Source organism: Sphingomonas sp. LR55 (genome assembly GCF_036856015.1).
In the GTDB taxonomy this organism is placed as follows: Bacteria; Pseudomonadota; Alphaproteobacteria; order Sphingomonadales; family Sphingomonadaceae; genus Sphingomonas.
The window spans coordinates 3526745-3553737 of sequence record NZ_JASPFO010000001.1 but is presented as its reverse complement, the minus strand read 5'-3'; the positions used below and the strand labels follow the sequence as shown (position 1 = coordinate 3553737).

18 protein-coding genes and 2 pseudogenes are annotated in these 26993 nt (G+C 67.7%); 9 read left to right on the top strand and 11 right to left on the bottom strand.

Annotated features, from left to right (window positions below):
- From mprF to QP181_RS17105, 9 genes and pseudogenes are all read left to right on the top strand, one after another.
- Nucleotides 1–2545 (top strand): annotated as a pseudogene (mprF, locus tag QP181_RS17150) (bifunctional lysylphosphatidylglycerol flippase/synthetase MprF).
- A 31-nt stretch (nt 2546–2576) separates the two neighbouring features.
- On the top strand, nt 2577–3224 hold the full coding sequence (locus QP181_RS17140; RefSeq protein ID WP_333929283.1) for a nucleoside/nucleotide kinase family protein: 648 nt from the start codon (nt 2577–2579) through the stop codon (nt 3222–3224).
- A gap of 82 nt (nt 3225–3306) precedes the next feature.
- On the top strand, nt 3307–4104 hold the full coding sequence (gene modE / locus QP181_RS17135) for a molybdenum-dependent transcriptional regulator ModE (protein ID WP_333929282.1): 798 nt from the start codon (nt 3307–3309) through the stop codon (nt 4102–4104).
- 214 nt (nt 4105–4318) lie between these two features.
- A complete protein-coding gene (locus QP181_RS17130; protein ID WP_333929281.1) occupies nt 4319–4771 on the top strand; it encodes a MarR family winged helix-turn-helix transcriptional regulator in 453 nt (150 codons plus the stop codon).
- Between the two features lie 93 nt (nt 4772–4864).
- Entirely contained in the window at nt 4865–6835 is a 1971-nt protein-coding gene (locus QP181_RS17125) for an FUSC family protein (protein WP_333929280.1), read from the top strand.
- A complete protein-coding gene (locus QP181_RS17120) occupies nt 6832–7038 on the top strand; it encodes a DUF1656 domain-containing protein (RefSeq protein ID WP_132737194.1) in 207 nt (68 codons plus the stop codon). Before QP181_RS17125 ends, QP181_RS17120 begins: the two co-directional genes overlap by 4 nt.
- A 13-nt stretch (nt 7039–7051) precedes the next feature.
- Complete coding sequence (locus tag QP181_RS17115; protein ID WP_333929672.1) at nt 7052–7933, top strand: efflux RND transporter periplasmic adaptor subunit; 882 nt, start codon at nt 7052–7054, stop codon at nt 7931–7933.
- 127 nt (nt 7934–8060) lie between these two features.
- Nucleotides 8061–9500 carry an efflux transporter outer membrane subunit gene (locus QP181_RS17110; protein ID WP_333929671.1) on the top strand — a complete coding sequence of 480 codons (1440 nt, stop codon included), beginning with the start codon at nt 8061–8063 and terminating at the stop codon, nt 9498–9500.
- A complete protein-coding gene (locus tag QP181_RS17105; protein WP_333929278.1) occupies nt 9463–10962 on the top strand; it encodes a DHA2 family efflux MFS transporter permease subunit in 1500 nt (499 codons plus the stop codon). The genes QP181_RS17110 and QP181_RS17105 overlap by 38 nt, the downstream gene beginning before the upstream one ends.
- 118 nt (nt 10963–11080) lie before the next feature.
- Here QP181_RS17105 and mdoH read toward each other — a convergent pair whose 3' ends face one another.
- From mdoH to QP181_RS17050, 11 genes and pseudogenes are all read right to left on the bottom strand, one after another.
- The gene (gene mdoH, locus QP181_RS17100; RefSeq protein WP_243643275.1) at nt 11081–12889 is read right to left on the bottom strand and encodes a glucans biosynthesis glucosyltransferase MdoH; all 1809 of its coding nucleotides are present in this window, start codon (nt 12887–12889) and stop codon (nt 11081–11083) included.
- Entirely contained in the window at nt 12889–14382 is a 1494-nt protein-coding gene (locus QP181_RS17095) for an OpgD/OpgG family glucan biosynthesis protein (protein ID WP_333929275.1), read from the bottom strand. Before QP181_RS17095 ends, mdoH begins: the two co-directional genes overlap by 1 nt.
- Before the next feature lie 87 nt (nt 14383–14469).
- Nucleotides 14470–14715, bottom strand: coding sequence for a hypothetical protein (locus tag QP181_RS17090; protein WP_332755681.1), 246 nt, complete (start codon nt 14713–14715; stop codon nt 14470–14472).
- Between the two features lie 292 nt (nt 14716–15007).
- Nucleotides 15008–15697, bottom strand: a complete 690-nt coding sequence (locus QP181_RS17085) for a response regulator transcription factor (RefSeq protein ID WP_333929274.1) — start codon at nt 15695–15697, stop codon at nt 15008–15010.
- Nucleotides 15694–18933, bottom strand: a complete 3240-nt coding sequence (kdpC, locus tag QP181_RS17080; protein WP_333929273.1) for a potassium-transporting ATPase subunit KdpC — start codon at nt 18931–18933, stop codon at nt 15694–15696. Before kdpC ends, QP181_RS17085 begins: the two co-directional genes overlap by 4 nt.
- A gap of 276 nt (nt 18934–19209) precedes the next feature.
- The gene (gene kdpB / locus QP181_RS17075) at nt 19210–21240 is read right to left on the bottom strand and encodes a potassium-transporting ATPase subunit KdpB (RefSeq protein ID WP_333929272.1); all 2031 of its coding nucleotides are present in this window, start codon (nt 21238–21240) and stop codon (nt 19210–19212) included.
- A gap of 14 nt (nt 21241–21254) precedes the next feature.
- Nucleotides 21255–22958, bottom strand: a complete 1704-nt coding sequence (gene kdpA, locus QP181_RS17070; RefSeq protein WP_333929271.1) for a potassium-transporting ATPase subunit KdpA — start codon at nt 22956–22958, stop codon at nt 21255–21257.
- Between the two features lie 12 nt (nt 22959–22970).
- Nucleotides 22971–23060, bottom strand: a complete 90-nt coding sequence (gene kdpF, locus QP181_RS17065) for a K(+)-transporting ATPase subunit F (RefSeq protein WP_055875324.1) — start codon at nt 23058–23060, stop codon at nt 22971–22973.
- 115 nt (nt 23061–23175) lie between these two features.
- A complete protein-coding gene (locus tag QP181_RS17060) occupies nt 23176–24024 on the bottom strand; it encodes a TorF family putative porin (protein WP_333929270.1) in 849 nt (282 codons plus the stop codon).
- Between the two features lie 128 nt (nt 24025–24152).
- Nucleotides 24153–25300 (bottom strand): annotated as a pseudogene (gene nhaA, locus QP181_RS17055) (Na+/H+ antiporter NhaA).
- Complete coding sequence (locus tag QP181_RS17050) at nt 25276–26670, bottom strand: FAD/NAD(P)-binding protein (protein ID WP_333929269.1); 1395 nt, start codon at nt 26668–26670, stop codon at nt 25276–25278. The pseudogene nhaA and the gene QP181_RS17050 overlap by 25 nt, the downstream one beginning before the upstream one ends.
- Nucleotides 26671–26993 lie beyond the last annotated feature (323 nt).

The window sequence follows — 26993 nt, the reverse complement described above, 5'->3', positions numbered from 1 at the left end:
ATGGCCGGTATCCGCGACTGGATCGCGCATCGTCGCGGCACGCTGATCGCGCTTGCGGTGCTGGTCGTCGCCGTGCTGGGCTTCGCCGCGATCCACAAGCTGACCGCGGAGATCCGTCTATCGGAGGTGCGCGCGGCCTTCGCGGCGCTCGGCTGGCCCGAATTGTCCGCGTCGATCGCGCTGACCGTCGTCAGCTATATCGCGCTCACCTTCTACGACACCATCGCACTGAAGGTGATCGGCCACCCCTTGCGATGGCAGACCGCGGCGGTCGCCTCGTTCACCAGCTACACGATCAGCCACAATCTCGGTCTGGCGATGCTGACCGGGGGCTCCGCGCGCTACCGCGTCTATAGCCGCGCCGGTCTTGACGAGGCGGCGGTGGCGCGGGTCGTGCTGATTGCAGGCGTAACCTTCTGGGCAGGGGTCATCGCCGTTGCGAGCCTGTCGATGGCGATCCATCCCGGGATGCTGCCGATCGTCCACTGGACGATGCCACCGCTGCTTGAGCGGACGATCGGGATCGCGATCCCGCTGGCGATGCTGGGGATCGTCCTGCGGTATCGTCATGGCGGCGCACTCGGACTGTTCGGCTGGCGGCTGCCCTTGCCGAATTGGCGACAGGCGATCGCGCTCCTGCTGGTGTCCACCGTCGACCTCGCGGCGGCGAGCGCGGCGTTGTTCGTGCTGCTGCCGAACGCATCGCCAGACCTCTATCCAGTGCTGTTCCTCGGCTATGCCGTCGCGATCGTCGTCGCGTTGATCAGCCATGTCCCCGGCGGGCTCGGCGTGTTCGAGGCGGTGATCATTGCGACGATGCCGCAGGACAACGCCACGGTTCTCGCCGCGCTGCTTGCCTACCGGATCATCTATTATGTCGCGCCGCTGATCCTGGCGGCGATGCTGATGGCGTTTCACGAGGGGCGGCAATGGCGCAATCGGGATCGGGGCAAGGGTCGCGGCACCGATCCGCTGACGATCGCACTACCGCTCGCGCCGCTGCTGCTCGGCGTGCTGGTGTTCCTGAGCGGCGCAATGCTGCTCGTGTCGGGTGCGCTGCCCGCCGCGCCCGGCCGGATGGACACGCTGGCGACGATCCTGCCGCTGCCGATCAGCGAGATGGCGCACGTTGCTGCCAGCCTTGTCGGGGTGATGCTGCTGTTCGTTGCGCTTGGGCTGTACCGGCGGCTCGACGGCGCGTTCTGGGCGGCGCGCACCCTGCTCGTCGCGGGCACGCTGCTATCGATCGCCAAGGGCCTCGATTATGAGGAGGCGACGATCCTGCTGCTCACCGCCGTCGCGCTGCAATGGACGCGCGCGGCCTTTTATCGGCGAACGCGACTGACCGCCGAGCCGCTGTCGCCCGAATGGCTGGTCGGCGTCGGCGCGGCGATCGGGCTGTCGGTGCTGATCGGGTTCTTCGCGTACCGCCGGGTCGGCTATTCGAGCGACCTGTGGTGGCAGTTCGAGACCAATGCCAACGCGTCGCGGTTCCTGCGCACCAGTCTCGCGGTCGGGCTCCTGTTGATCGGTGCGGCGATCTGGCGGATGTTCGCGGCGGCGCCGGTGCCGGTCGTCCACGACACGCTGCCCGACGACGTGGCTCAGGCAGCACTCGCACACGCCGACCGCACCGACGCGATGCTCGCCTTCACCGGCGACAAGCGCTTCCTGGTATCGGACAGCGGCGATGCGTTCCTGATGTACCAGGTCAAGGGCGCGAGCTGGATCGTGCTTGGTGACCCGGTCGGCCCAAGCGAGGCGTGGTCCGAACTGCTATGGGCGATCCGCGCGCGCCGATGCCGCACAGGGCCGGCTGCTGCTCTACCAGATCGGCCTCAGGATCGTGCCGATCGCGATCGAGATGGGGTTGAAGCTCGTCAAATACGGCGAAGAGGCAACCGTCGAACTCGAGGGCTTCACGCTGGAGACTCCCGAGATGCGCAGCGTCCGCAAGGCCGCGCGGGTCGCGGAACGCGCGGGCGCGCAGTTCGCGGTCGTCCCCGCCGCCGAGATGCCCGCGATCATCCCCGAGTTGCAGCAGATCTCCGACTGGTGGCTGGCCGACAAGGATCATGCCGAGAAAAGCTTCAGCGTCGGCCGGTTCGAGCCGGGGTATATGGCCAAGTTCGACTGTGCGGTGGTGCGGATCGAGGGCAAGGTCGTCGCCTTCGCCAACGTCTGGGGCACGCCCAACAGGCAGGAACTGTCGGTCGACCTGATGCGCCATTCGAAGGACATGCCACAGGGCGGCATGGACTTCCTGTTCACGCGGCTGATGCTGTGGGGGCATGAGAACGGCTATCGGAATTTCTCGCTCGGAATGGCGCCGCTGTCGGGGATCGAGGCGCGGCGGCTGTCGCCGACCTGGTCGAAGGTTGCGGCGTTCCTGTTCCGCCACGGCGAGCGCTTCTACGGGTTTGCAGGCCTGCGCGCGTACAAGGAGAAGTTCCGCCCAAACTGGACGCCGCGCTACATCGCGTCGCCGGGCGGCACGTCGCTGCTCAGGGGCCTGATCGATTTGCAGGCTTTGGTGAGCCGGTAAGGCTTGCTAGGGCTCCCCTATGAGCTTCCTAATGGCAATCGAAGGCGCCGACGGCGCGGGCAAGGCCACGGCCTCGGCGTTGGTGGTCGAGCAGCTGCGCGCCGCCGGCCGCACCGCCGAAATCATGTCGTTCCCACGCTATACCGAAACGGTCGGCGGCTGGGCGCTCGGCGCGATGCTGGCGGGCACGCTCCCGCGCGGCACGACGCCGAAAGCGGCTGCGGTGTTGTATGCGCTCGACCGCATGGAATCGCGCGAGCACCTGCTGGCGACGATGGCGGCGAACGAGGTGGTGGTGTTCGATCGCTACATCGCCTCGAACATGGCGTATCAGGCGGCACAGGTGCCTGCTGACGAGGCATATGCGATGATGACCTGGATCGCCGACCTCGAGATGGGCTCGTTCGCGTTGCCGAAGCCTGATCTCTCGGTGTATCTCGACACCCCCGCCGACATCGCGCGCGGGCTGATCCTCAAGAAGCGCAAGCGGTCCTACACCGACGATGCGTTCGATGCGTATGAGGCGGATACCGGACTGCAGGACCGCGTGCGGACCAACTATGCGGCGATGGCCGAGGCGGGTTTGCTGGGGCGCTGGGCGACGGTGTCGACCGTGACGGACGGCACGTCGCGGTTACCCGCGGAGATCGCGGCGGAGATCGTAGCGCTCCTCGCCTGACCTGCCGTCATCCTTGCCACGCCGAGCGACCCGCGCACGATCGGGCTTACCTTCCACATTCGCCACTGAGTATGACGCAGGTATGACGGACCCCGCCCTCCATGCCACGATCCTGCTCGCCAAGGACCAGACCGGTCGCGTCGGCGCCGACCGGATCGCACTGCTCCGCGCGATCCGCGACGGCGGCTCGATCACCAGCGCAGCCAAGGTCGTCGGGCTCAGCTACAAAGCGGCGTGGGACGCGGTGCAGGTCATGAACAACCTGTTCGACCGCCCGCTCGTGCTCCCCGCAGCGGGCGGCAAGGACGGCGGCGCGAGCCCGATCACCGAAGCGGGCGTGGCGGTGCTCGATGGCTATGCGGTCGCCGAAGCAGAGCTCGCCAGCGCGATGGCACGGATCGAGGCGAGCGTGTCGAACGGGTTGTCGCTGAAACCTTTGCTATGGGGAATCGGGATGAAGACGAGCGCGCGTAACGTCTTGCGGGGGACCGTATCGCAGGTGACGCCGGGAACGATCGATGCCGAGGTAACGCTGGCCGTCGCCGAGGGTGTCGAGATCGTCGCGACGATCACGCGCGGCAGTGCGGAGGATCTCGGGCTGGTGCCGGGCGCGACCGCGCTGGCACTGATCAAGTCGAGCTTCGTCATCCTGGCGCGAGGCGACGAGAACCTACGGACGTCGGCCCGCAACACGTTGGCGGGGACGGTCATCGCACGCGAGGACGGCGCGATCTCCAGCGAAGTGACGCTCGAACTCACGCTCGGCAAGACGCTGACCGCGACGTTGACCAAGGAGAGTGCGGACGCGCTCGACCTGCAGATCGGCACGCGCGCGCTCGCGCTGGTCAAGGCGAGCCATGTGATCTTGGCGGTCGAGTAACACCGCTCGCTCTACCCGATACCACCCCGGCGAAGGCCGGGGCCCAATTGGGTAACGTTGCTAACTGAGTTCAGCCTTCCGTTACTGCAACCTTTCCACTGGGGCCCCGGCCTCCACCGAGGTGGTTCCTATCAGTCCGCGGACGTTTCTAACTTTTCCGTCACAAACCGATTCCGCATTGCAGCATAAGTAAACAGCATTACTTAGCACGCTAATGACTTCTCCCCGTGCCGCCCTCGAATCCGCCTATGCGCGCACGCTGCTCCCGCTCGCGAAGATGTGGCGGCAAGCAGCGGATCGTGCGCTGCGCGACATGAACGTCTCCGCGTCGACCGGCTGGGCGCTCGTCCAGGTCGGGCGGCTCGGCGACGACGTTCGCCAGACCGATCTCGCAAACCAGCTCGACGTGACGCAGGCCTCGCTGGTCCGCTCGATCGACCAGATGACCGCGGCGGGCCTGGTCGAGCGTCGGCGCGACCCCGCCGACGCCCGCGTCAGCCGTATCCGCCTGACCACACGCGGCCGCGCACTCGTGACCACGATCGAAGCCAAATTCGCGACGTTGCGTGCGGCAATGCTCGACGACGTGTCCGACGCCGATCTCGCCACCGCGCTCCGCGTCGCGGAACGGCTCGGCGCACGCTTCATGACGGATCGCGCGCGATGACCCCCACCCGATGAGCCTCGCCCGGTTCGGGGGAAGGAAGCGCTCTTCTCCGTCAAATGCTTCGTCGCCGCGATCCTCGCTTATTATATCGCGTTGAGGATCGGGCTGACGCGCCCCTATTGGGCGGTGACCACCTCGTACATCGTCGCGCAGCCGCTCGCGGGCGCGGTGCTGTCGAAGGCGGTGTTCCGCGTTGCCGGCACCGTACTCGGCGCGGTCGCTGCGGTCGTGCTGGTGCCCAATCTGGTCAACGCGCCCGAGTTGCTGTCGCTCGGCCTCGCTCTGTGGCTCGGGCTGTGCCTCTATATCTCGCTGCTCGACCGGACGCCCCGCGCGTACCTGTTCCTGCTCGCAGGCTATACGGCCAGCATCATCGGTTTTCCCGCGGTGACGACGCCGGGCGCGGTGTTCACGATCGCCGCGTTGCGCGTGCAGGAGATCACGATCGGCATCCTCTGTGGCAGCCTGATCCACGGCTTCGTCTTTCCGCAGACCGTGACCGCGACCCTACTCGCGCGGATCGACGCGATCCTTGCCGATGCGGAACGCTGGTCGCGCGATTCGCTGGCCGGGGCGTCCGACGCCACGCTCGACCGCGATCGGCGACGGCTCGCGCTCGACATCAACGAGCTTCACCAGCTCTCGATCCACCTCCCGTTCGACACCGCGCGGCTGCTGCCTCGCACGCGGACGCTCCGCGCGTTGCAGGCGGAATTGTCGATGCTGCTGCCCTTGGCCAGCGCGGTCGACGACCGCATCGTCGAGCTGAAGCGCGGTGCCGACGCACCACGTCCCGAGGCCCTCGCGCTGATCGAGGACGTCCGCGAATGGCTGCGCGAGCCACCCGACGTCTCGCATCGCGAAGCGACCGCGGACGCGCTGATCGAACGCGCCCGCGCGCTCGAGCCGCCGGTCGGTGAGACGCTGATCTGGCGCGACGCGTTGCGGCTCAGCCTGCTGGCCCGGCTCGGCGAACTGGTCGATGCGCACCGCAACGCACGCGATCTGCGCGACCAGATGCGCTCGCCGTCGCGCGCGCCGGTCACCCCCGCGGTCGCCCGCCTGCTCGCCCGGATCGCCAGGCGACCGCTCCACCGCGACCGCGGCATCGCACTGCGCGCCGCCGCCGGCACCGTCGCGACGATCCTGCTCGGCTGCGTCTTCTGGATCGGTACCGGCTGGGCCGACGGCGCCGGCGCGGTGCTGATCGCGGGCGTGTGCTGCGCGCTGTTCGGCAACAGCGACGATCCCGCGCCGGCGATCAAGGCGTTCTTCTACGGCACCATCCTCGGCCTCGTCATATCCGCGATCTACGCCTTCGCGATCCTGCCACGCGTGACCGATTTCGTGACTCTGGTCGCGGTCCTCGCGCCGCCGATGCTGATCGGCGGGATGTACCTCGCGCGCCCGACGACCCTGCTCGTAACGCTAGGCGCACTGCTCGGCGGCCTCAACACGGTCGGGCTGAACGACCGCTTCGGCACCGATTTCAACAGCTTCATCAACGGCGGCATCGCCCAGCTGGTCGGCACGTTGTTCGCGGTGGTCACGGTCGGCCTGTTCCAGACGATCGGCGCGGACACCAGCGCACGGCGGCTGATCCGCGCAGGCTGGCGCGAACTGGCGGCGCGCAGCGATTCGACGAGCCGCCCCGACGCGGCAGGCTGGATCGCACGGATGCTCGACCGGATCGGCCTGCTCGCGCCGCGGCTGGCATTGCAGGGCGCGGATCCGGGCAAGCCGTTGCTCGACGCGCTGACCGATCTGCGCGTCGGCGTCGCGGTCGGCGAACTCAAGCAGTTGCGGCTCGACGGTACGCCCGACGAGGCCGCGATGATCACGCCGGTGCTGCGCGGTATCGGCGCACATTACCGCGCCCTGCGCCCCAACCAGCCTGCCCCCCGAGCCCGATCTGCTCGCCGGGATCGACACCGCGATGGCGGCGATGGCCACATCCACGCCCGATCGCCACCGCACGAGCACACTCGCGCTGACCTCGCTGCGTCGCAACCTGTTCCCGTCGGCGCCCCTTATCTGGCACCAGCGTACGGAGTGGCCGCATGACCGGCGAAATCTCGATCGGCGGCGTCTATCTGCCGAGCATCCTGTTGCTCGCGGTCGCCGCCGTCATCCTCACCGGCATCGCCACGCGGTTGCTCGCCTTTGCCGGCGCCTATCGCGCGGTCACCTATCGACCGCTCGTCGACCTCGCCTTGTTCATCCTCATCCTCGGGCTGCTCGCCCTGCTGACCGGACCTTCCGCATGAATACCCGCCTGAAATCGCTGCTCGCCCCCTCGGTCGCTCCGCCGTCACGCTGATCATCGTCGCGCTCGCGGTGCTGGTCGCGCTGTGGCTGTGGCAGCGCTACGAGACCGATCCGTGGACGCGCGACGGGCATATCCGCGCCGATATCGTCCGCGTGACGCCAGACGTCGCAGGGCTGGTCACGCAGGTCGCCGTGCACGACAATCAGGCGGTGAAGCCGGGCGACGTGCTGTTTGTGGTCGATCGCCCACGCTTTCAGCTGACGCTTGCGCAGTCCGACGCCTCGATCGCGAGCGCCCGCGCGACGCTGTTGCAGGCGCGCCGTGAAGCGCAGCGCGATCTGGCGCTCGGCGATCTCGTGGCGAAGGAAACGCACGAGCAGAACGTCGCGCGCGTCGCCACCGCGTCCGCCGCACTCGCGCAGGCCCAGAGCGCCCGATCGACAGCAGCGCTCAATCTCGCCCGCACGACGGTGCGCGCGACGGTGCATGGGATCGTCACCAACCTCGATCTTCACCCCGGCGACTATATCGCGACGGGCGCGCAAGCGATGGCGCTGGTCGACACCGATTCACTCCGCGTCGAAGGCTATTTTGAGGAGACCAAGCTCGGCAGCATCCACCTCGGCGACCCGGTCGTGGTGCACTTGATGGGCGAGCCACAGGCGCTGCACGGCCGCGTAGACAGCATCGCCGCGGGGATCAACGACAGCGAGCGGACGAACACGACGAACCTGCTGCCGAACGTCAACCCGACCTTCAACTGGGTGCGGCTGGCGCAGCGCATTCCGGTCCGCGTGAAGCTGACCCAAGTGCCGAAGGGAACGCAGCTGATCGTCGGCCGCACCGCAACGGTGACGGTCGAGCCGCGCGTCGCGCCGGGGACGACGGCATGATGCGCGCCTCCATCCGCCCCACCCCCGTCATCCTGACGAAAGTCAGGACCCAGGGTTACAAGCGATGTCCTGCGTGGCTCTGGGTCCTGACTTTCGTCAGGATGACGGAAGAGGGAGCATTGCGCGTATCGGTCACCGTGGCCTCGCGACGGTCATCGCCGCACTCGCCCTCACCGCGTGCACCACCGCCGGCCCCAACTACGCCCTCCCCGACCGCGCCGCCGTCAACAACCCCTCCGCCCAGGGCCAGTTCGACAGCGGCCACGAAAAGGCGTTCGTCGACACCCCGCTCCCCGACCATTGGTGGCAGCTCTATGGCGACCCCCGCCTCGACGGCTTCGTCACCGAAGCGCTCGCCGCCAACACCGACCTGCGCGCCGCCGACGCCAACCTGCGCCGCGCCGATGCGGTCGTCGCCGAAGTCGCCGCGGGCCGTACGCTGTCGACCGTGCTCGGCGGCGGCACCTCGCTCGACCGACCCTACACGACCGGCGGCAACCTTCCCGGCACGCTCGACTATAACCTCGGCATCACGCTAGCCTATCCGCTCGACCTCTCCGGCCGCATCCGCCGCGGGATCGAGGCCGCGCAAGGCGATGCCGAAGCGGTCGCCGCCGCGCGCGACAATGTCCGCGTGACAGTCGCCGCCGAGACCGCGCGCAGCTACGCCACCGCCTGCACAGCCAATATGGTGCTCGCCGCCAACAACCGGATCCTCGCGCTACAACGCCAGACGCTGAACGTGACGCAACGCCTGCAACGCGGCGGCCGCGGCACCGCGTTCGACGTGACGCGCGCCAGAACCGCGGTAGACCAGAGCGAGGCGCTGATCCCCGCCCAGGTCGCGACCCGCACCGCCGCGCTGTACCGGCTAGCCACGCTGATGGGTCGCGCGCCCGCCGACTATCCCAAGGACGTCGCCACCTGCGCAAAGCCGCCCGCGCTCAACCGTCCGCTCCCGATCGGCGACGGCGCAGCGCTGATCCGTCGCCGCCCCGACATCCGCGGCGCGGAACGCACGCTCGCCGCCGCCACCGCGCGGATCGGCGTCGCGACCGCGAACCTCTACCCCCAAGTCAGCCTCGGCGGGTCGGCCGGGTTCACCGGGCCGGTGTCGTCGCTAGGCTCGACCAACGCGTTCCACCTCGGGCTCGGGCCACTGATAAGCTGGAGCTTCCCCAACCGCCCGGTCGTTCGCGCCCAGATCGCGCAGGCAGGCGCAACTGCGGACCAGGCACTCGCCCAGTTCGACTCCACCACGCTTGAGGCACTCCGCCAGACCGAGACCGCGCTCTCTGCCTATGCCCGCGAAGGCGACCGCAACGCCGCGCTCCGCCGCGCGCAGTCCAGCGCCGCGCGCGCCGCGGACCAAGCAGGCACGCTCTACCGCTTCGGCCGCACCGACTTCCTCTCGCTGCTGACCGCGCAGGCCGCGCTCACCACCGCGCAGGCGAACCTAGCCGCATCTGACGCGCTGCTCGTCGATCGCCAGGTCGACGTCTTCAAGGCGCTCGGCGGGGGTGGCAGACGTGAGGCTCCGCAGACGCGGTCTCGCCTCGATCAATAGCGAGATCCGCGACGGCATCATGCCCGCCGCCGACACCATTGCGCGGGTAGCGAAGGACCCGGACGCGCTGCCGCACACGCCGAGCAACTACCGCATCACCGCGCTGATCATCGCCTGCGCACTGTTCATGGAACAGATGGACTCGACCGTGCTGGCCACCGCGCTGCCGACGATGGCGCGCGATTTCGGCGTGCCCGCGACCAGCATGAGTTCGGCGCTGACCTCATACCTGCTCGCGCTGGCGATCTTCATTCCCGCCAGCGGGCGTCTCGCGGACCGGTTCGGCTCGCGCACGATCTTCCGCGCGGCGATCCTGATTTTCGTCGGCGGATCGATGCTGTGCGGCCAGGCCACCAGCCTGCCCTTCATGATGGTCGCCCGCTTTCTGCAAGGGCTCGGCGGCGCGATGATGATCCCGATCGGCCGCCTCGTCCTGCTCCGCAGCGTCGCCAAGGAGGACATGGTCCAGGCGATGTCGTGGCTGATCATGCCCGCGCTGATCGGCCCGATACTCGGCCCTCCGGTTGGCGGCGCGATCGTCACCTATCTCGACTGGCGCTGGATCTTCTACCTGAACGTGCCGATCGGCCTGCTCGGCGTGGTGCTGGTGACGCGCTTCATCGGCGAGGTGCGCGAAGACAAACCGGCGCGGTTCGACGTCCCCGGCTTCATCCTGTCGGGCGTATCGCTCGGCTGCCTGTTGTTCGGGTTCGAGATGACGAGCAGGACAGGCGAATTGCCGCGCGCGATGGTGCTCATCGCGGTCGGACTGATTGCCGGCGTCGCCTACATCCGCCACGCGAAACACCGCAGCGACCCGATCCTCGACTTGTCGCTGATGCGGATCCCCACCTTCCGCCTGTCGGTGATCGGCGGATCGCTGACTCGCATCACGCAAGGCGCACAGCCGTTCCTGCTGCCGATGATGCTCCAACTGGGCTTCGGCATGACCGCAGCCGCGAGCGGTGCGATCACGATCGCCGGCGCGATCGGCTCGCTGGGAATGAAGGGGCTCGCCCCGCGCGTGCTCCGTCGCTTCGGGTTCCGCAACAGCCTGATCGTCGGTGGCCTCTGCGCAAGCTTGGGCTACGCGGTCGCCGGCTTCTTCCGCCCCGACTGGCCGATCCCGGCGATCTTTGCGGTATTGTTGGTGTCAGGCTTCGTCATGTCCTTCCAGTTCTCGGCGTACAACACGATCGCGTATGACGAGATTCCCTCGTCGCGGATGAGCAGCGCGACCAGCTTCTACGCAACGTTCCAGCAGCTGATGCTGTCGCTCGGGATCTGCGTCGGCGCGGCATCGCTGCACGTCGGGATGCTTAGCACGGGCGCGACACGGCCGGCGCTGACGGACTTCACGCTGGCGTTCCTGGTGGTGACCGCGGTGTCGGCGTCGGCGACGATCTGGAACCGCCGGTTCGAGGTGGATGCCGGGGCGGAGCTGAGCGGACACCGCGCCTAGTCGGCCGTCCTGACACCCCTATCGTCAGCCTGACGAAAGTCAGGACCCAGAGCCACGAATAGCACCGCTTGTGACCCTGGGTCCTGACTTTCGTCAGAATGACGGAGGGCGCGCGGGGCTACCCGCTGTGCGCCGGCAGCGACGGCCGCGAGAGAACCGACACATGCTCGCCGGGCTCGACGAACATACCGTGACCGGTCGCCCACTTCCCCGCCTTCTCGCTCGCCGTCAGCATCGTCAGGAATGGACTGAGCAACAGCCCCAACGTCACCGGCGCGAGCCACGCTGCGGTCACCGGCGCGAACGGCGTCACCGCTAGCAGCGCGACGCCCACCCCGACATGCCAGCGATAGCGCGGCATCACGTCCGCCAGCGACAACTCTTGCGCATCGCGGTTCTGCGGCGCCCAGCCGGACTTGCGCCCCATCAATATCCCGGCGAGGTCCATCGTCTGCGTCAACGCGATCACCGGCGCGGACAACATCGAGAACGGCACGTCGACCAGCACCGACCGCACGATCCCGCGCCGCCCGCCAAACCCCGCGCGACGCTCGGCATTCGAGAACGCCCAGATCACGCTCAACAGTTTCGGCCCAAACAGCAGCAGCAGCGTCACGAACAGCACCTGCAACGAGGTCTGCGCCTCGACGATATTACGCTCGCCGAGCAGCGCCTGGACGACGCTGGTGGCAATCATGAGCAGCCACACCGGCGAAGTGATGAACGCCGACGCGCCCATCAGCAGTTGCAGCCGGCTGACCCAGTGGAACCCAGACGAGGTCAGCAAGCTCAGATGCTGAATATTCCCCTGCGCCCAGCGTCGGTCGCGCACCGCCGCGTCGATCAAGGTCGGCGGATATTCCTCGAACGTTTCCTCGGTCATCAGCATGTGCACCCGCCAGCCGCGCCGCCGCAGCAACGCCGCCTCGACCATGTCGTGGCTCATGATGACGCCGCCGAACGGCGCTCGGCCGGGCAGGTCGGGCAAGCCGCAACTCGCCGCGAACGCCTCGATCCGGATCATCGCGTTGTGGCCCCAGAAGGTCGCCTCCGAGCCCGACCACCAGACGAGCCCTGCGGTCGAGATCGGGCCATATAACCGGCTGGCGAACTGCATCCAGCGCTGGAAGAACGTGACGCCGTTGATCACCGCAGGCACGGTCTGGAGCAGTGCCACCGCGGGCCGCCGTTCGAGCACCTGCGCCATGCCGATGATCGTGTTGCCGCCCATCAGGCTGTCCGCGTCGAGCATCAGCATATAGCGGTAACCGCCGCCGAACCGCCGGATCCACTCCGCCACGTTGCCCGGCTTGCGGCCCACGTTCACGGTCCGGCGGCGGTAATAGAGCGCGCAGTCGAGCGTCGGCGCGAGCCTCTGCCACGCCGCGACCTCGGCCGCCTCCGCCGCTTCGCCCGAGTCGCTCAGGATGAAGATGTCGAACCGGTCGGCGACACCGCCAGCCGCGATCGCGCGCGCCATCCAGGCGATCCGCTCGAACACGGCGTCGATGTCTTCGTTATGAACCGGCATCAGGATCGCGGTGCGCCCCTCGAGCGGTTCGGACTGGCGCGGTGTCGGCACGAAGCCCGGATGGCCGCCGGTCATCAACAGCACAAAGCCGATCGCCGCGTTCATGAAGCCGAACGCGATCCACGCGAACAGCGGAAAGAACAACGCCAGCAATACCGCGTCCCACAGGCTCAGCCCGTCGGCGAGCAGCGATTCCTGCACCGCGGACGATGCCGCGGTCGCCAACAGACCGGTCATCAAAATCAGGATGATCCGGCGCGCGAGCATATCGTCGTTCGAAACGACCATGCCCGGCCCCGGCTCGGGCGCGGACCAGGGCGGCGGCGGCCCGTCGAAACGCTGCGGGAGCATCTCGATCGGTGACTCGCCCGGCATCATGGCGGGAAGGTCGGACATCAGAAGATCGGCGTCAGCACGGTTTCGCTGAGCGCGCGACCACCGCGCGTGAGAAACAGCCTGACGTCGGCCGGGCCCTGTGCATCGGGCGCGATGTCGGCGGTCACGCGCCAGCGGTTCTTCTGGCCGACCACCGGATACGCCGCGTTGGCGAGCACCTTGCCGCGGACAACGTCGATCTTGGCGGTCACGCCGCTCTGCCGGTCGAGCCCGGCGAGACCGTCGCCGATGAAATCGACCACGAGCTTTCGCGCGCCCTTGACCGGTTCCGCGCCGGGTCGGCCGGCGACGCCCTGCCAGCAATCGACGACATGCGCGGTCGCGGCGACCGCAGTCGGGTCGCTCGATCTCCACGACAGCGAGTAATCGAACTGCAGCCGCTGCCCGGCCTTGGCAGGCGCGGCCGGCGTCCAAAACGAGACGACATTATCCACCGTCTCGCTGTTGGTCGGGAACGCATAGAGCATCACCGCACCCTTGCCCCAATCGCCCTGCGGCTGAACCCATAGGTTCGGCCGGCGATCGTAGAACGCCCCGTCGTCCTGATAATGATCGAAATTGCGGTCGCGCTGGATCAGACCGAAGCCCTTGGGCGCCTGATCCGCAAAGCTGTCGAGCGTATCGTGCGGCGGATTGTTGAGCGGTCGCCAGATGCGCTCGCCCGCGCCGGTGAGCAACGCGAGGCCGTCGGAGTCGTGGATCTCGGGCCGCCAATCGACCGCGGCGGCGCGGTTGCCTTCGCCGTACCAGAACATGCTGGTCGCGGGCGCGACGCCGAGCCGCTCGATGTCGCGGCGGATGTTCAGTACGGATGAAACCTGCTGTTCGACGCCCGCGCCCGCGACATGCCGCGACTGGAACCGGTACGCCCCCGTGACGCTGGCTCCATCCATCAGCGCGTAGATCGTGTACGCGTCGGCGCCGGTCCGCTCGATCCAGAATTCGGTGAAGTCGGGAAATTCCTCGCGACCCGGCAGCCCCGTGTTGATCGCGAGCCCACGCGCGGACAGGCCATATTGATCCTGCGCGCCGGCGGTGCGGAAATAGGATGCGCCCTGGAACGCCATCCAGTCGCTGGTCCCGCCCGGCGCCATCGCGCGGAAACCCGCGATGCCGAGCGCGGCGGCATGCCCCTCTTCGGCCTCGAACAGGTCACGCGAAAACTCGATACGGCGCGCCTGCCCGCCCTCGACGACGTTGATCGCGACCGGCATCGGCGCATAGCGACCGAGCGGGAACAGCCGGATGCCGCCGGCGAGCGTCTTGTCGGCGCGAAAGCGGATGCTGCCGACCTTGTCGTAATCGATCGCCGCGGCGGCAGCGACCTTGGCGGGGGCCCGGTACGGCTTCGTTGCAAACATTGCGGCGCGTTGCTGAAGCGTTTCCCACGAAAACGGCTCCGCCTTGCCGGGCGCTGCGCGAATCGCTGCGGCGGCCTGTGGCAGGACACCCAACAGACCCAGCGCGGTCATTACTTCGCGTCGACCGATCATGCAGAGCGCTCCCTCGTCATCATGCTGCAATGCGGTAGCATAAGGACATCGGGCGCGCGCGTCGACAGGTCCCGCCCCCGGCGCGGCCTATCGCGCCACGCGTCGCCAGCGAGCGCTGACCTTAACCCGGTCGTGGATGTGGTGGCCGACGATCACCAGCATCGCGCCACCACTCGCGCAGAGGAAGCCGATCGTGGCGAGCAGGAATGCGAGTACGCTGGTCGATGGCTTGAGACCGGCCAGCGTGTGGATTGCGATGGCGGCGAGCGCGAGCGACAGGAAGCCGCTCGCGCGGAGGCTGAGGTCGGTGCGAAGGCGGCGGGCGTCGGTCATGCGACGCTTCAGCTATCGCTAGCCGCATAAGCGTTCGAGATCGATTTTGCGGGGGAGCCATAGTGTTCGCGTAGTGCGCAACTTCGTCATCCCGGCGAAAGCCGGGACCTCTCGCGGCAGGGGCGACCTATGGCAGGGAGACCCCAGCTTGCGCTGGGGTGACGGTTTGGGGCTGGGGTGACTGCAGGGGGTTGGGCTTCATCACAGGCGAACCGCCCGCTTCCTTGTCCTCCCGCGACGGCGGGAGCCCAGACTGGGTCCCCGCCTTCGCGGGGAAACATGCTTTCTTCACTCAGGCCTCGACGAGGAGCCGGTACCCGATCCCGAGCTCGTTCGCGATGACGGTCCCTACGCCCCCCGTCCCCTCCAGCTTCTGCCGCAAATTCCGCACCACGATGCGGAGATATTCGATCCGGCGGTCATGATCGGTCGGCCACGCCGCTTCCAATATCCGCTGATGCGTCACGACCCGCCCCGGATGCGCGGCCAGCGCCGACAGCACGTCGAACTCCTTCCGCGTCAGATGCGCCTCCTCGTTCCCGCGGCGGACGAGCCGGTGCTCGAAATCGATCTCCACCCCTTGCGCACGCAGCACCGTCGGCCGCGACGTCGCCTCGCCGCGCCCCCGCAACGCGACCCGCAACCGTGCGAGCAGTTCCTCTGTATCGAACGGCTTGGTCACATAATCCTCGGCCCCCAGATCGAGCGCAGCTACCTTCTGGTCGGTCGCCTCGCGCGCGGAGACGACCAGAATAATCGGATCGCCGAGCTTCTTCAGCAGCGGTACCAGTTCGAGTCCGTCACGATCCGGCAACCCCAGGTCGAGCAGCACCGCGGTCAACGGCCGGCTCGCCGCAACCCGCAAAGCCTCGCGCGCGTCGACCGCCTCCTCGACGCCGTATCCCGCGCGTTCCAGCGTGTTCTTCAACAGCCGCCGGATATGCAGTTCGTCGTCGACGATCAGCACCGTCTGCGCGCTCATAGATTAGCTCCATCGGTGTCGCGGACGAGCAGGGCCACGGGGAAGCACAGGCTGAACTGCGCCCCCGTCAGGTCTTCGCGATTGCTGGCTTCGACGCTCATCCCCATCGCTTCGGCGAACGCCTTCACGATCGCAAGCCCAAGTCCCGTGCCGCCGATCGCACGGTCGGAGCCTTCCAGGCGGCGGAACGTCTCGAACACCTCCTTTTCGCGGCCGGGCGGCAGACCGGGCCCCTGGTCGATCACCGACAGCCGGAGCATCCCGAAGCGGTGCTCCGCCCGCACGACGATCGGCGTGCCGGGGTCAGCATAGCGGCCGGCATTGTCGAGCAGGTTGAGCAGGCAGTGGTGGAGCAGTTGCGGGTCGACGCGGACCAGAGGCAGGTTCGGCGCCACGTCGAGCTCGATCGCATGGCCTTCGAGCACGCGCTTCGTGTCGTGCACCGCGCCCGCCACCGCGTCGGTCAGGTCGGTCGGCTCGAGCCGCAACCGCAGCGCGCCTGCCTCGACCCGCGCCATGTCGAGCAGGTTGCCGACGAACCGGTTGAGCCGCGCCGCCTCGCTCTCGATCGTCGCGATCAGCTCGGGCGTGACGCCGCGGTGCAGTTCCGCCGCCGCCGCCATCACCGACGTCAGCGGCGTGCGCAGATCGTGGCTGACCGACGACAACAGCGCGGCCCGCAACCGATCGCGCTCGCGCACCGCATCGACATCGCGCATCTCGACCTCGAGCCGCGCGCGTTCGAACACCAGCGACGCCTGATCGACCAAGCTCATCAGCAACGGCAACTGGTCCGATCGCACCGGATCGCCACCCGCCTCACGCGCAAGGCCGAGCACCGCCAGCGTCCGCTCGCCCGAGCGCAACGGCTGGAAGAACCACTCCGATGCCGCCAGCGTGCTCGACCCGCGACCCGCCGACGCGCCGCTGTCATAGGCCCATTGCGCCGCCGCCATCTCCATCGTCTCGAGCCGGTAGTCCGCGCCGTTCGCCGCCTGCACCGCGAGGCCGGTATCCTCCGCGACGAGGATCACCGCGCGGACGCCGAACAACCGCCCGATTTCCTCGCAGATCGCACGCGCCAACGCGACCGGCTCGTTGAGCGAAGTCAGTTGGCGAAGGAACCCGGCAAGCGCGGCGTTGGTGCGCGCGCTGGCCGCGGCGATGTCAGCCTGCGCGCGGACCCGCGACGTGAGTTGGCTCGTCACGAACGCGATGCCGAGCAGGACGAGGATCGAGATCACGTTCTCGGGATTGTTGATCGTCAGCGTGCCGGTCGGCGGCAGGAAGAAGAAGTTGTACGCGATCGACGAGGCGATCCCGGCGAACAGCCCGGTGCGCAGCCCGAACAGGCTCGCCGCGGCCATCACCGGGAGCAGATACAGCAGCGCGACGTTGCCGAGGTTGAGGATGTGGAACAGCGCGCTCGCCACGCCGGTGACACCCGCGACCATGGCCGTCGTCCAAGCGTAACCGGACTTGCTGCCCCAATCGCCGGTATGCTTGCGCTTGCCGCGGGTGGCGGTGCCCGCCTCCATCGGCAGGACGTGGACCGCGATCCCCGGCGTCTCGCGGACCATCTGGTCGACGACCGAACCGTGGCGGAGTTCGAACCAGCGCGAGCGGCTCGACTTGCCGACCACCAACTGCGTCGCGCGCGCCTCAGTGGTGAAGGTCTTCAAACCGTCGACGACCGAAGTCGCAGGGACGGTCGCGACATCGCCGCCGAGCTGGGTCGCGAGGTTGAAGACGGCGGCGAGCTGGCGGTGCTCGGGCTCGCCGAAGGTCTGCGCGCGCGCCGTCTCGATATATACCGCGGTCCAGGGCGCGTGCATCGCGTCGGCGATCCGCTTGGTGGCGCGGACGAGGCCGAGTGCGCCCGGCAGTTCGCTGATCGCGACGACGATCCGCTCGCCGCCCGCCCAGGTACCGCCGACGCCGAGCGCGCGGACGTGTTCGAGCATCTGCGCGTCGACAGCCTGCGCTGCGCGGCGGAGCGCTAGTTCGCGTAACGCCGAGAGGTTCGACTTGGAGAAGAAATGCGAGAGGGCTCGGGTCGCCTCTTGGGGCAGGTAGACCTTGCCCGCCTTCAACCGCTCGATCAGTTCGTCGGGCGGGATGTCGACGACTTCGATCTCGGCGGCCTCGACGATGCTGTCGGGGACGGTCTCGCGCACCCTGACGCGCGTGAACGAGGCGACGACGTCGTTGAGGCTCTCGATGTGCTGGATGTTGATCGTCGAATAGACGTCGATGCCGGCGGCGAGCAGTTCCTCGACGTCCTGGTAACGCTTGGGGTGGCGGCTGCCGGGCGCGTTGGTGTGGGCGAGTTCGTCGACGAGGACGAGCGTGGGGGCGCGTTCGAGGATCGCGTCGAGGTCCATTTCGTCGAGCGTGCGGCCTTCGTAAGGGATCGCTTTGCGCGGGACGATCTCATGGCCACGGGTGAGCGCTTCGGTCTCGACGCGGCCGTGCGTCTCGACCACGCCGATGACGATATCGACGCCAGCGCGGCGGCGTTCGGCGCCTTCGGAGAGCATCTCGTAGGTTTTGCCGACGCCGGGGGCGGCGCCGAGGAATATCTTCAAACGGCCGCGACCCTCCTGCGACGCCTGTCGCAGAAGGGCCTCGGGGGATGGTCGTCCGTCGTCGTTCAACGTGCGCCGGTCGAGTCTCAGCGCGCGGTTGAGGGCGAGGACGTTGACGCGCGGCTCGCCGAGGATGCCGAGCAGCGGACCGTCGACGTTAGCCGTGACGAGTGTGCGAACCTTGTCGGCAGGCAGACCGCGGGTCCGTGCGACGCGATCGACTTGCGCATAGGCCGAGGCTGGCGACAAATCGGGGTCGAGACCCGAGCCCGAGGCGGTGGCGAGGTCGGCCGGGAGCGGCCCGGTCACGCCTTCTGCGCGGCGCTTGGCGACATCGGCCTTGGTGCGATCGACCAGCGCCTGGCTGGTCGGCCCGAGGTTCGAGCCGGACGAGGCAAGCCCGTCATAGCCCTTGCCGGCGGCCGAGGGTCGCGTCTGGAAATAGCGATCGGTGGTGAACGCCTGCCCGACCACGGTCGAGCCAATCGCCTTGCCATTGGCGACGACGAGACTGCCGTTCGCTTGCGCGGGGAAGATGGCCTGTCCGATCCCGGTCATCGCGAGGGGATAGACGATCCCGAGCAGCAGCGCGAACAGGATCGTCATGACGAATGCCGGGCGGAGCGCGGAGGTGAAATCGGAGGTCATGCTGTCGTCTCCATGCATCCCCGCGAAGGCGGGGACCCAGTCTGGGCACCCGCCTTCGCGGGTGAACATTGCTTTGGGGTGGGGGTGGCGGAGGTTGCCCTTTGCGCCCTTCCCCTGGCACCACCCCGGCGAAGGCCGGGGTCCAATTGGGCAACGTCGCCAACTCGAGTTGCGCGTCGTTACCCCGACCTCTCCACTTGGGCCCCGGCCTTCGCCGGGGTGGTGTTGGCTCGCGGTGCAACGGCGTGCGGGCGCACGGCAGGCTAATGTTGGTCATCATGCCAGCCCCAAGGCGCCGACGAGTATGTCGATGAGCTTGATCCCCACGAACGGCGCGATCAGGCCCCCCAGGCCATACACGGCCAGGTTCCGCGCCAGCAGCGGCCCCGCGGCCATCGGCTTGTACGCCACGCCTTTCAACGCAAGCGGTACCAGCATCGGGATGATGATCGCGTTGAAGATGATCGCCGACAGGATCGCGCTTTCGGGCGAACCCAGCCGCATCACGTTGAGCACGCCGAGCCCCGGATAGAGCGCGACGAACATCGCCGGGATGATCGCGAAATACTTCGCGACGTCGTTCGCTACCGAGAAGGTCGTCAGCGCACCGCGCGTCATCAGCAGCTGCTTCCCGAGACCGACGATCTCGATCAGCTTGGTCGGATCGCTGTCGAGGTCGACCATGTTGCCCGCCTCGCGCGCGGCCTGCGTGCCGGTGTTCATCGCCACGCCTACGTCCGCCTGCGCCAGAGCCGGTGCGTCGTTGGTGCCGTCGCCGCACATCGCGACCAGCCGCCCACCCTGCTGTTCCTTGCGGATCAGGTCGAGCTTGTCCTCCGGCGTTGCCTGCGCGAGGAAGTCGTCGACGCCGGCCTCTGCGGCGATCGCGGCGGCGGTGAGCGGGTTGTCGCCGGTGATCATCACCGTGCGAATGCCCATCGCGCGCAGCTCGCCGAACCGCTCGCGAATGCCAGCCTTCACGACGTCCTTGAGGAAGATCGCGCCGAGCAACCGACCATCGCGGGCGACCGCCAGCGGCGTGCCACCGGCGCGCGCGATCTCGTCGGTGATGCGGCGCAGCTCGGTGGCCGCTGCAGTCGCCCCAGCCCCCGGATTAGCCTTCAGGATCGAGTCGACCGCGCCCTTCTGGATCAGCGAACCCCCGACGATCACGCCCGAGATACGCGTCTGCGCGGTGAACGGGATGACCTCCGCGTCGCCCGGCAGTTCGCTTGTCGTCACGCCGAACTTTTCGCGTGCAAGCACGACGATCGAGCGGCCCTCGGGCGTTTCGTCGGCGAGGCTGGCGAGCAACGCCGCCTCGGCCAGATCCTCGTCGCGCGTGCCGCCGACCGAGCGGAACTCGCTCGCCTGGCGGTCGCCGATCGTGATCGTGCCGGTCTTGTCGAGCAGCAGGACGTCGATATCGCCCGCCGCCTCGACCGCACGTCCGGACTTCGCCAGCACATTGAAGCGCACCAGTCGGTCCATGCCGGCAATACCGATCGCCGACAGCAGCGCCGCAATGGTCGTCGGGATCAGCGTGATCAGCAGCGCCGCGAGGATCGCGACCGGCACACGGCCGCCCGCATAGCTGGCGAAACCGGGGATCGTGCCGACCGCGATCAGGAAGATGATCGTCAGGCCGACGAGCAGCAGCGTGAGCGCGATCTCGTTCGGCGTCTTCTGCCGCTCGGCGCCCTCGACGAGTGCGATCATGCGGTCGAGAAAGCCTTCGCCGGGATTGGCCGTGACCTTGACCCGGATCTCGTCGGAGATGACGCGCGTGCCCGCGGTCACCGCCGAGCGATCGCCGCCTGCCTCGCGGATCACCGGTGCGCTCTCGCCGGTGATCGCCGCTTCATTGACCGAGGCGACGCCCCAGACGACTTCGCCGTCCGCCGGGATCAGGTCGCCCATCGTGACGAGCACGATGTCGCCCGCGCGGAGCATGCCGGCGGGGACGGACTCGACCTGGTCGCCCTTCATGCGGCGGGCGGTCAGTTCGGCCTTGGTCGCGCGCAACGACGCGGCCTGCGCCTTGCCGCGGCCTTCGGCGAGCGCTTCGGCGAAGGTGCCGAACAACACGGTCAGCCACAGCCAGATCACCAGCTGTATCTTGAAGCCGACCGAGAGCCCGTCGCCGCCGACGTTGACGAGGATCGTCAACAGCGTGGCGACGACGGCGGTGACGAACATCACCGGGTTGCGGATCAACTGCCGCGGATCGAGTTTCCGGAAAGCGTCGCCGATCGCCGGGATGATCAAGTCGGCCGTAAACAGCGACTTGGTAGGGGTGCGTGCCATTTTGGCTTGTCCCGTCAGAAGGTTTTGCCGCTGATCATCGCGAGATGATCGGCGATGGGACCGAGCGCGAGGCTCGGCAGGAAGGTCAGGCCACCGACGATCAGGATGATCCCTACCAGCAAGCCGACCCACAGCGCACCCGTCGTCGGGAACGAGCCTGCGCTTTCGGGCGTGTACTTCTTGGCCGCGAGACCACCGGCGATGGCGAGCATCGGCACGATGATGAAGAAGCGCCCAAGCCACATCGCGACCCCCAGCAAGCCGTTGTAATACGGCGTGTTGGCGGTGAGCCCGGCGAACGCGGACCCGTTGTTCCCGACCGCGCTGGTGAACGCGTAAAGGATCTCGCTGAACCCGTGCGGCCCCTTGTTGAGCGGCCCCGCAAGCCCGTCGGGCAGCACGGCGCTGAGCGCGGTGAAGCCGAGGATGACGAGCGGCAGGATGGCGATCGCCAGCACCGCCAGTTTCACTTCGCGCGCCTCGATCTTCTTGCCGACATATTCGGGCGTGCGGCCGACCATCAGCCCTGCGACGAACACGGCGAGGATGGCGAACAGCAGGAACCCGTAGATGCCTGCACCGACGCCGCCGATGACGACTTCGCCGAGCTGCATGTTGAGCAGCGGGATCATGCCGCCCAAGGCCGTGAAGCTGTCGTGCATGGCGTTGACCGCGCCGCACGATGCCGCCGTCGTGACGACCGAGAACAGCGCGGACGCGGCGATCCCGAAGCGGACCTCCTTGCCTTCCATGTTGCCGCCCGCGACGCCGATCTGGTGGAGGATCGGGTTGCCCGCGGCCTCCTGAGCATAGGTGATGGTGACGCCGGCGAGGAACAGCACGAGCATCGCCGAAAGGATCGCCCAGCCTTGTTTCGTGTTGCCGACGGCCTTGCCGAAGGTCCAGGTCAGGCCGAAGCCGATGACGAAGATCGACAGCATCTGTACGAGGTTGACGAGCGCGGTCGGGTTCTCGAACGGATGCGCCGAGTTCGCGTTGAAGAAGCCGCCACCATTGGTGCCGAGCATCTTGATCGCTTCCTGGCTCGCGACCGGGCCTAGCGTCAGCGTCTGCTTGAGGCCTTCGAGCGTGGTGATGTCGACCGTGCCGGCGAGCGTCTGCGGTACGCCGCTGGCGATATAGAAGAGCGTCACGACGACGCAGATCGGCAGCAGCACGTAGAGCGTGACGCGCGTCATATCGGCCCAGAAATTGCCGATCGTCGCACTCGACCTACGCGCGAACCCGCGGAACAGTGCGAACGCCAGCGCGATGCCGGTGGCCGCCGACAGGAAGTTGTGGATCGTCAGGCCGAACATCTGGCTGAAGTTCGACATGGTGGATTCACCGGCATAGCTCTGCCAGTTGGTGTTCGCGGTGAAGCTGATCGCGGTGTTGAACGCGAGATGGGGGCTCAGCCCTGCGAGGCCCTGCGGGTTACCTGGTAGGACACCCTGCAAGCGCAGCACCGCGTAGGTCAGCGCCATCAGCACGGCGTTGAACACGATCATGTGCAGCGCGTATCGGCGCCAGCCCTGCTCCTGCTTGGGGTCGATGCCGCTGAGCTTGTAGAAGCCGGTCTCGACCGGACCGAGGATCGCATGGATCGGCGTGCGGCGGCCTTCGTACAAGGCGAACAGCCACAGGCCGACGGGTTTGGTCAACGCCAGCAATATGCCGACGAAGCCCAGGATGAGAATCCATCCTTCGAATGTCATGAGGACGCGCTCCTAAAAGCGTTCGGGACGGATAAGCACCGCCACGAGGTAAAACAGCAGCCCGAGCGCGACGATCGCGGCGAGCCAGAGGTCGAGGGTCATGATGGTGTCCTCATGGGCTCAGGCGTTGTCGCACAGGCGGACATAGGCGAGCGTCGCCGCCACCAGTCCGATCATGATCGCGATCCAGAGTAGGTCCTGCATAGCTCGGGTCCTTTCAGAACGCGGCGGTGAGCGAGGCAACCACGGTGCCGTCGGCGATCGATCTGGTGCCGTCCTGGCCACGGCTGAAGCTAGGCTGGAGATACGCAGCACTGCGACGCGTGATGTCGGTGTCGACATAGCTCACGTTGAAGGTGAGGTTTCGATACGTAGTGTCCGCACTGAGCGACCAATCCCAATAGTCGCCCGTCGGCGCCGCGCTGGTCGCGTTGGGGCCGAGGCCGTCATTGCCCCAGCTATGCCCGATATGCGCCTTGGCGGTGACCGGCGTACCGGGAAGCGCGAACGCACCGTCGCCGGTCAGGTAAAGGTTGTCCTTCTTGTCGCCGGGATTGGTGTAGACACCCGCCGCCGCGTCGGCGCCGGTGCGATACCATTTGCCGAGTGCCTGCTGCTTCGGCGCGTAGAAAGCGCTCGCGGTCAGCGTCGCCGGACCAGTCGTGCCGCTGAGTTTCACATAGGGCTCGGCATAGTCGGTCTTCGAGGCGCCGCCCGGATACATGTACCAGGTCAGGCCGACGTCGATCGTCGCGTTGTCCGCGAGCTTGTGCTTGTAGCCGCCGATCAGGTCGAGCTCCATGTTCGAGCCGCCGAACGTGCCCCAGCCCGACAGGTTCGAGCCCCATGCGCCGACGTAGAACCCGCTCTCATGCGCGATCGTCAGCCCGCCTTGGATCGCGCCGTCCTTGTCCGACTGCGACACGCCGCGCAGGCGGTAATCGGTCGCGAGCGTCACCGAACCGCTGACGGTGACGGGAGACGGCGGCGCGGTATCCTGCGCGAACGCGGGCGTGGCGAGACCGGCGAGAAGTCCGGCGGCGGCGGTGAAACGAAGAATATGCATTGCGGTCCCCATGCGCGCGCCGCCGGAAGGATGGCCGCTCGCGAGGACTGGCAATTAGGCTCCGGCGACGTAGCAATTCGAGATCGATTGCCGGGCTTACGCGTATGTTTCGCGTAGTATTGTCGGAATTATGGTGCGGTGCGGCGAAGAATCACCCAGCCTGCGACGCCTGAGAGGATCGAGCCCGCGAACACGCCGATCTTGACCGAATCCAGCGCGTGCGGCGCGTCCGCGAACGCAAGCCCGCCGATGAACAGGCTCATCGTAAACCCGATCCCGCACAGCACCGCCATGCCGTACACCTGCGCCCAGGTCGCGTTCCGGGGCGCCTCGGCCAGCCGGACCATCACGAGCCCGCGGATCGTCGCGAAGATGCCGATCTGTTTGCCGAGGAACAGCCCGAGCATGATCCCGACCGGCAACGGCGAAATCACGTCCGCCGCCACCATCCCGCCGAACGCGATGCCCGCATTGGCGAACCCGAACGCCGGCACGATCAGGAAACTCGACCAGGGCTGGAGCGCGTGTTCGAGGCGTTTGAGCGGCGGCTGCCCCTCCCCCGTCCGCAGCGGAATTGTCAGCGCGACCGCCACGCCGGCGAGCGTCGCATGCACGCCCGACAGCAGGACCCCGTACCAGATGCCGACGCCGATCAGCAGATACGGCACCAGCGACCGCACCCCCAACAGGTTCAGGACGACCAGCACGCCGAGCCCCACGCCCGCGCTAAGCAACGGCAACAGCGCGATATGGCCGGTGTAGAACAGCGCGATGACGAGGATCGCGAGCAGGTCGTCAATCACCGCGATCGCCGTCAGCAGCACTTTCAGCGAAGTCGGCACGCGCGAACCCAGCAAGGCCAGGATGCCGAGCGCGAACGCGATATCGGTCGCCGCCGGGATCCCCCAGCCGCGCAGATTGGCGGGCGTCCCCATGTTGACGAGCAGATAGAGGCACGCCGGCACCACCATGCCCGCGAGCGCTGCCGCGCCGGGCAGGATGCGCTCCCCCAGGTCGAGAGATGCCCCGAGATGAACTCGCTTTTCACCTCCAGCCCGATCAGCAGGAAGAACAGCGCCATCGCACCATCGTCGATCCAGTGATGAACGCTCAGACCGGCGACTTCATGGTGGAGCGTCGCGAAATAGGCCGGCGCGAGCGGTGGATTGGCGACGAGCAATGCCGCGATCGTCGCGGCGAGCAGCACGATGGCCCCTGCCGCCTCGCCGGCGAAAAACCGCCTCACCGCGGTCAAAGCCCTTCGCCGCCAACCCATTGCGCGTTGGACAGGCGGCGCGCGAGATCCCAGCTCTGGACGCGGATATCGGGCACCGCGACGACCTCCCACAGCCCGCCGCGGGTCATCGGCCCGATACAGTGGATGCGGTCGTCGGGCGTGCCGTCAGCGCGGATCGCCCGCGACTGAGCATCGACGTCGACGCCGAGCCGCAACGGATCGGGCCGGATCGCACCGGCCGCGAGCAGATGCTTCACGAGCGGCTCCTCGGAGCGCAACAGATCGCCCTGCGGCCCCGTGCAATTGACGATCCGCGCGGCCCGCGTGACGACCGGATCGGTCTCGCCGCGCGGTCGCCACGTCAGATTTGCCTGCGCCCCGTCGGCTTCGGCGGACACGATCTTGCCCGCCGCGAAGCTCAGCCGCCCGGTCGCGACGAGTGCCTCGACCCGGTCCGCCACCGCCGGTGCGAGCCGGTGGCGGTGGACGTCCCAATACGGGCGTAAATGGCGAAGGAAGCGTCCGCGCACCTCCTGCGACGCCGCCGCCCATAACATCTGCGTGACCGGACGAAGCTCGTCGACTGCGCAACGCCAGCATTCCTGCGCAGCGCGTGCACGAACATGGCGGACGAGATCAGTCAGCCCGCCCTGCGGTTTGTCCGAGACACCGCGGTGCGCCGGCGCGCCATCGACATGCCGTCGCGGCGACAGCCCGCGTCGCGACATCGCCAGGATATTTCCGGCGAACCCCTGCGCATCGAGCAGCAACGCCGCGTCGATCGCGGTCAGCCCGGTTCCGACCAGCACGACGGTGTCGTCCGCGTCCAGCCCCTCGGCGAGGTTGGCCGCCCACGGGTCTGCGTAATAGACACCGGTCGGCAGCGCGTCGGGCTTCAACCCTGGCGGCGTGTGCGGGGGCAGATTGCCGAGCGCGAGCACCGCAGTGTCGGCCGGGATTTTACGCCCGTCCGCCATCGTCAGCGTCACGCCGTCGCCTTCGACCGGATCGATCGCGCAGACCTCGCCTTCGACATGCACCAGCCGGCCGCTCGATTCCGCGATCGCCGCGTCGAGCAGTTCACGCAGATACGCGCCATAGGTCGTGCGCGGGACGAAAGTCTTGCGGTCGCCCTTGCCGTGCGCCTCCAGCCAGCGGACGAAGTGATCGGGATCGTCGGGCAGCGCGCTCATGTTGCCGGCACGGACATTGAGCAGGTGATCCGGATGCGCCGCGCTATACGCGACACCGCGCGCGAGTTGCCGGTCGCGGCGCTCGATCAACGTCACGCGCGGCCCCGCGTGCCGCATCAGATTGACCGCGAACAGTGCGCCGGAGAAGCCGCCCCCGACGACCACCACATGATCCTCGGGCCCCGCGATCCGCGGCATAGTTGCTGATTGGTCCATCTGTACGCTCACCCGCAGTGTCGCGGAAGGCCATGCCCGATCGAAGCCGGCTAGCCCAGCCCCGGTGCCAAAAAGGCGTGCCCAGCAATCTCCGTCATCCTGACGAAAGTCATGATCCAGAGCCGCAAGCGTGCCGTCCGTTACCCTGGATCCTGACTTTCGTCAGGATGACGGGACTGAGAGAAACCTCTCACCCCCCGTCATGCTCGGCTTGTTCCGGCATCCACCGTTCCGCCGGATCAGCCCTTACAAGTGTGCGGAACGGTGGACCCCGGAACAGGTCCGGGGTGACGGCGATCATGACGGAGTCGTGTCCGCCTGCC

What these genes read in the sequence shown, in the direction of transcription:
- QP181_RS17140 (WP_333929283.1), top strand. Translation starts at nt 2,577, where the DNA reads ATGGCAATCGAAGGCGCCGACGGCGCGGGCAAGGCCACGGCCTCGGCG.
- modE (WP_333929282.1), top strand. Translation starts at nt 3,307, where the DNA reads ATGACGGACCCCGCCCTCCATGCCACGATCCTGCTCGCCAAGGACCAG.
- QP181_RS17130 (WP_333929281.1), top strand. Translation starts at nt 4,319, where the DNA reads ATGACTTCTCCCCGTGCCGCCCTCGAATCCGCCTATGCGCGCACGCTG.
- QP181_RS17120 (WP_132737194.1), top strand. Translation starts at nt 6,832, where the DNA reads ATGACCGGCGAAATCTCGATCGGCGGCGTCTATCTGCCGAGCATCCTG.
- mdoH (WP_243643275.1), bottom strand. Translation starts at nt 12,889, where the DNA reads ATGTCCGACCTTCCCGCCATGATGCCGGGCGAGTCACCGATCGAGATG.
- QP181_RS17095 (WP_333929275.1), bottom strand. Translation starts at nt 14,382, where the DNA reads ATGATCGGTCGACGCGAAGTAATGACCGCGCTGGGTCTGTTGGGTGTC.
- QP181_RS17090 (WP_332755681.1), bottom strand. Translation starts at nt 14,715, where the DNA reads ATGACCGACGCCCGCCGCCTTCGCACCGACCTCAGCCTCCGCGCGAGC.
- QP181_RS17085 (WP_333929274.1), bottom strand. Translation starts at nt 15,697, where the DNA reads ATGAGCGCGCAGACGGTGCTGATCGTCGACGACGAACTGCATATCCGG.
- kdpC (WP_333929273.1), bottom strand. Translation starts at nt 18,933, where the DNA reads ATGACCTCCGATTTCACCTCCGCGCTCCGCCCGGCATTCGTCATGACG.
- kdpB (WP_333929272.1), bottom strand. Translation starts at nt 21,240, where the DNA reads ATGGCACGCACCCCTACCAAGTCGCTGTTTACGGCCGACTTGATCATC.
- kdpA (WP_333929271.1), bottom strand. Translation starts at nt 22,958, where the DNA reads ATGACATTCGAAGGATGGATTCTCATCCTGGGCTTCGTCGGCATATTG.
- kdpF (WP_055875324.1), bottom strand. Translation starts at nt 23,060, where the DNA reads ATGACCCTCGACCTCTGGCTCGCCGCGATCGTCGCGCTCGGGCTGCTG.
- QP181_RS17060 (WP_333929270.1), bottom strand. Translation starts at nt 24,024, where the DNA reads ATGCATATTCTTCGTTTCACCGCCGCCGCCGGACTTCTCGCCGGTCTC.
- QP181_RS17050 (WP_333929269.1), bottom strand. Translation starts at nt 26,670, where the DNA reads ATGGACCAATCAGCAACTATGCCGCGGATCGCGGGGCCCGAGGATCAT.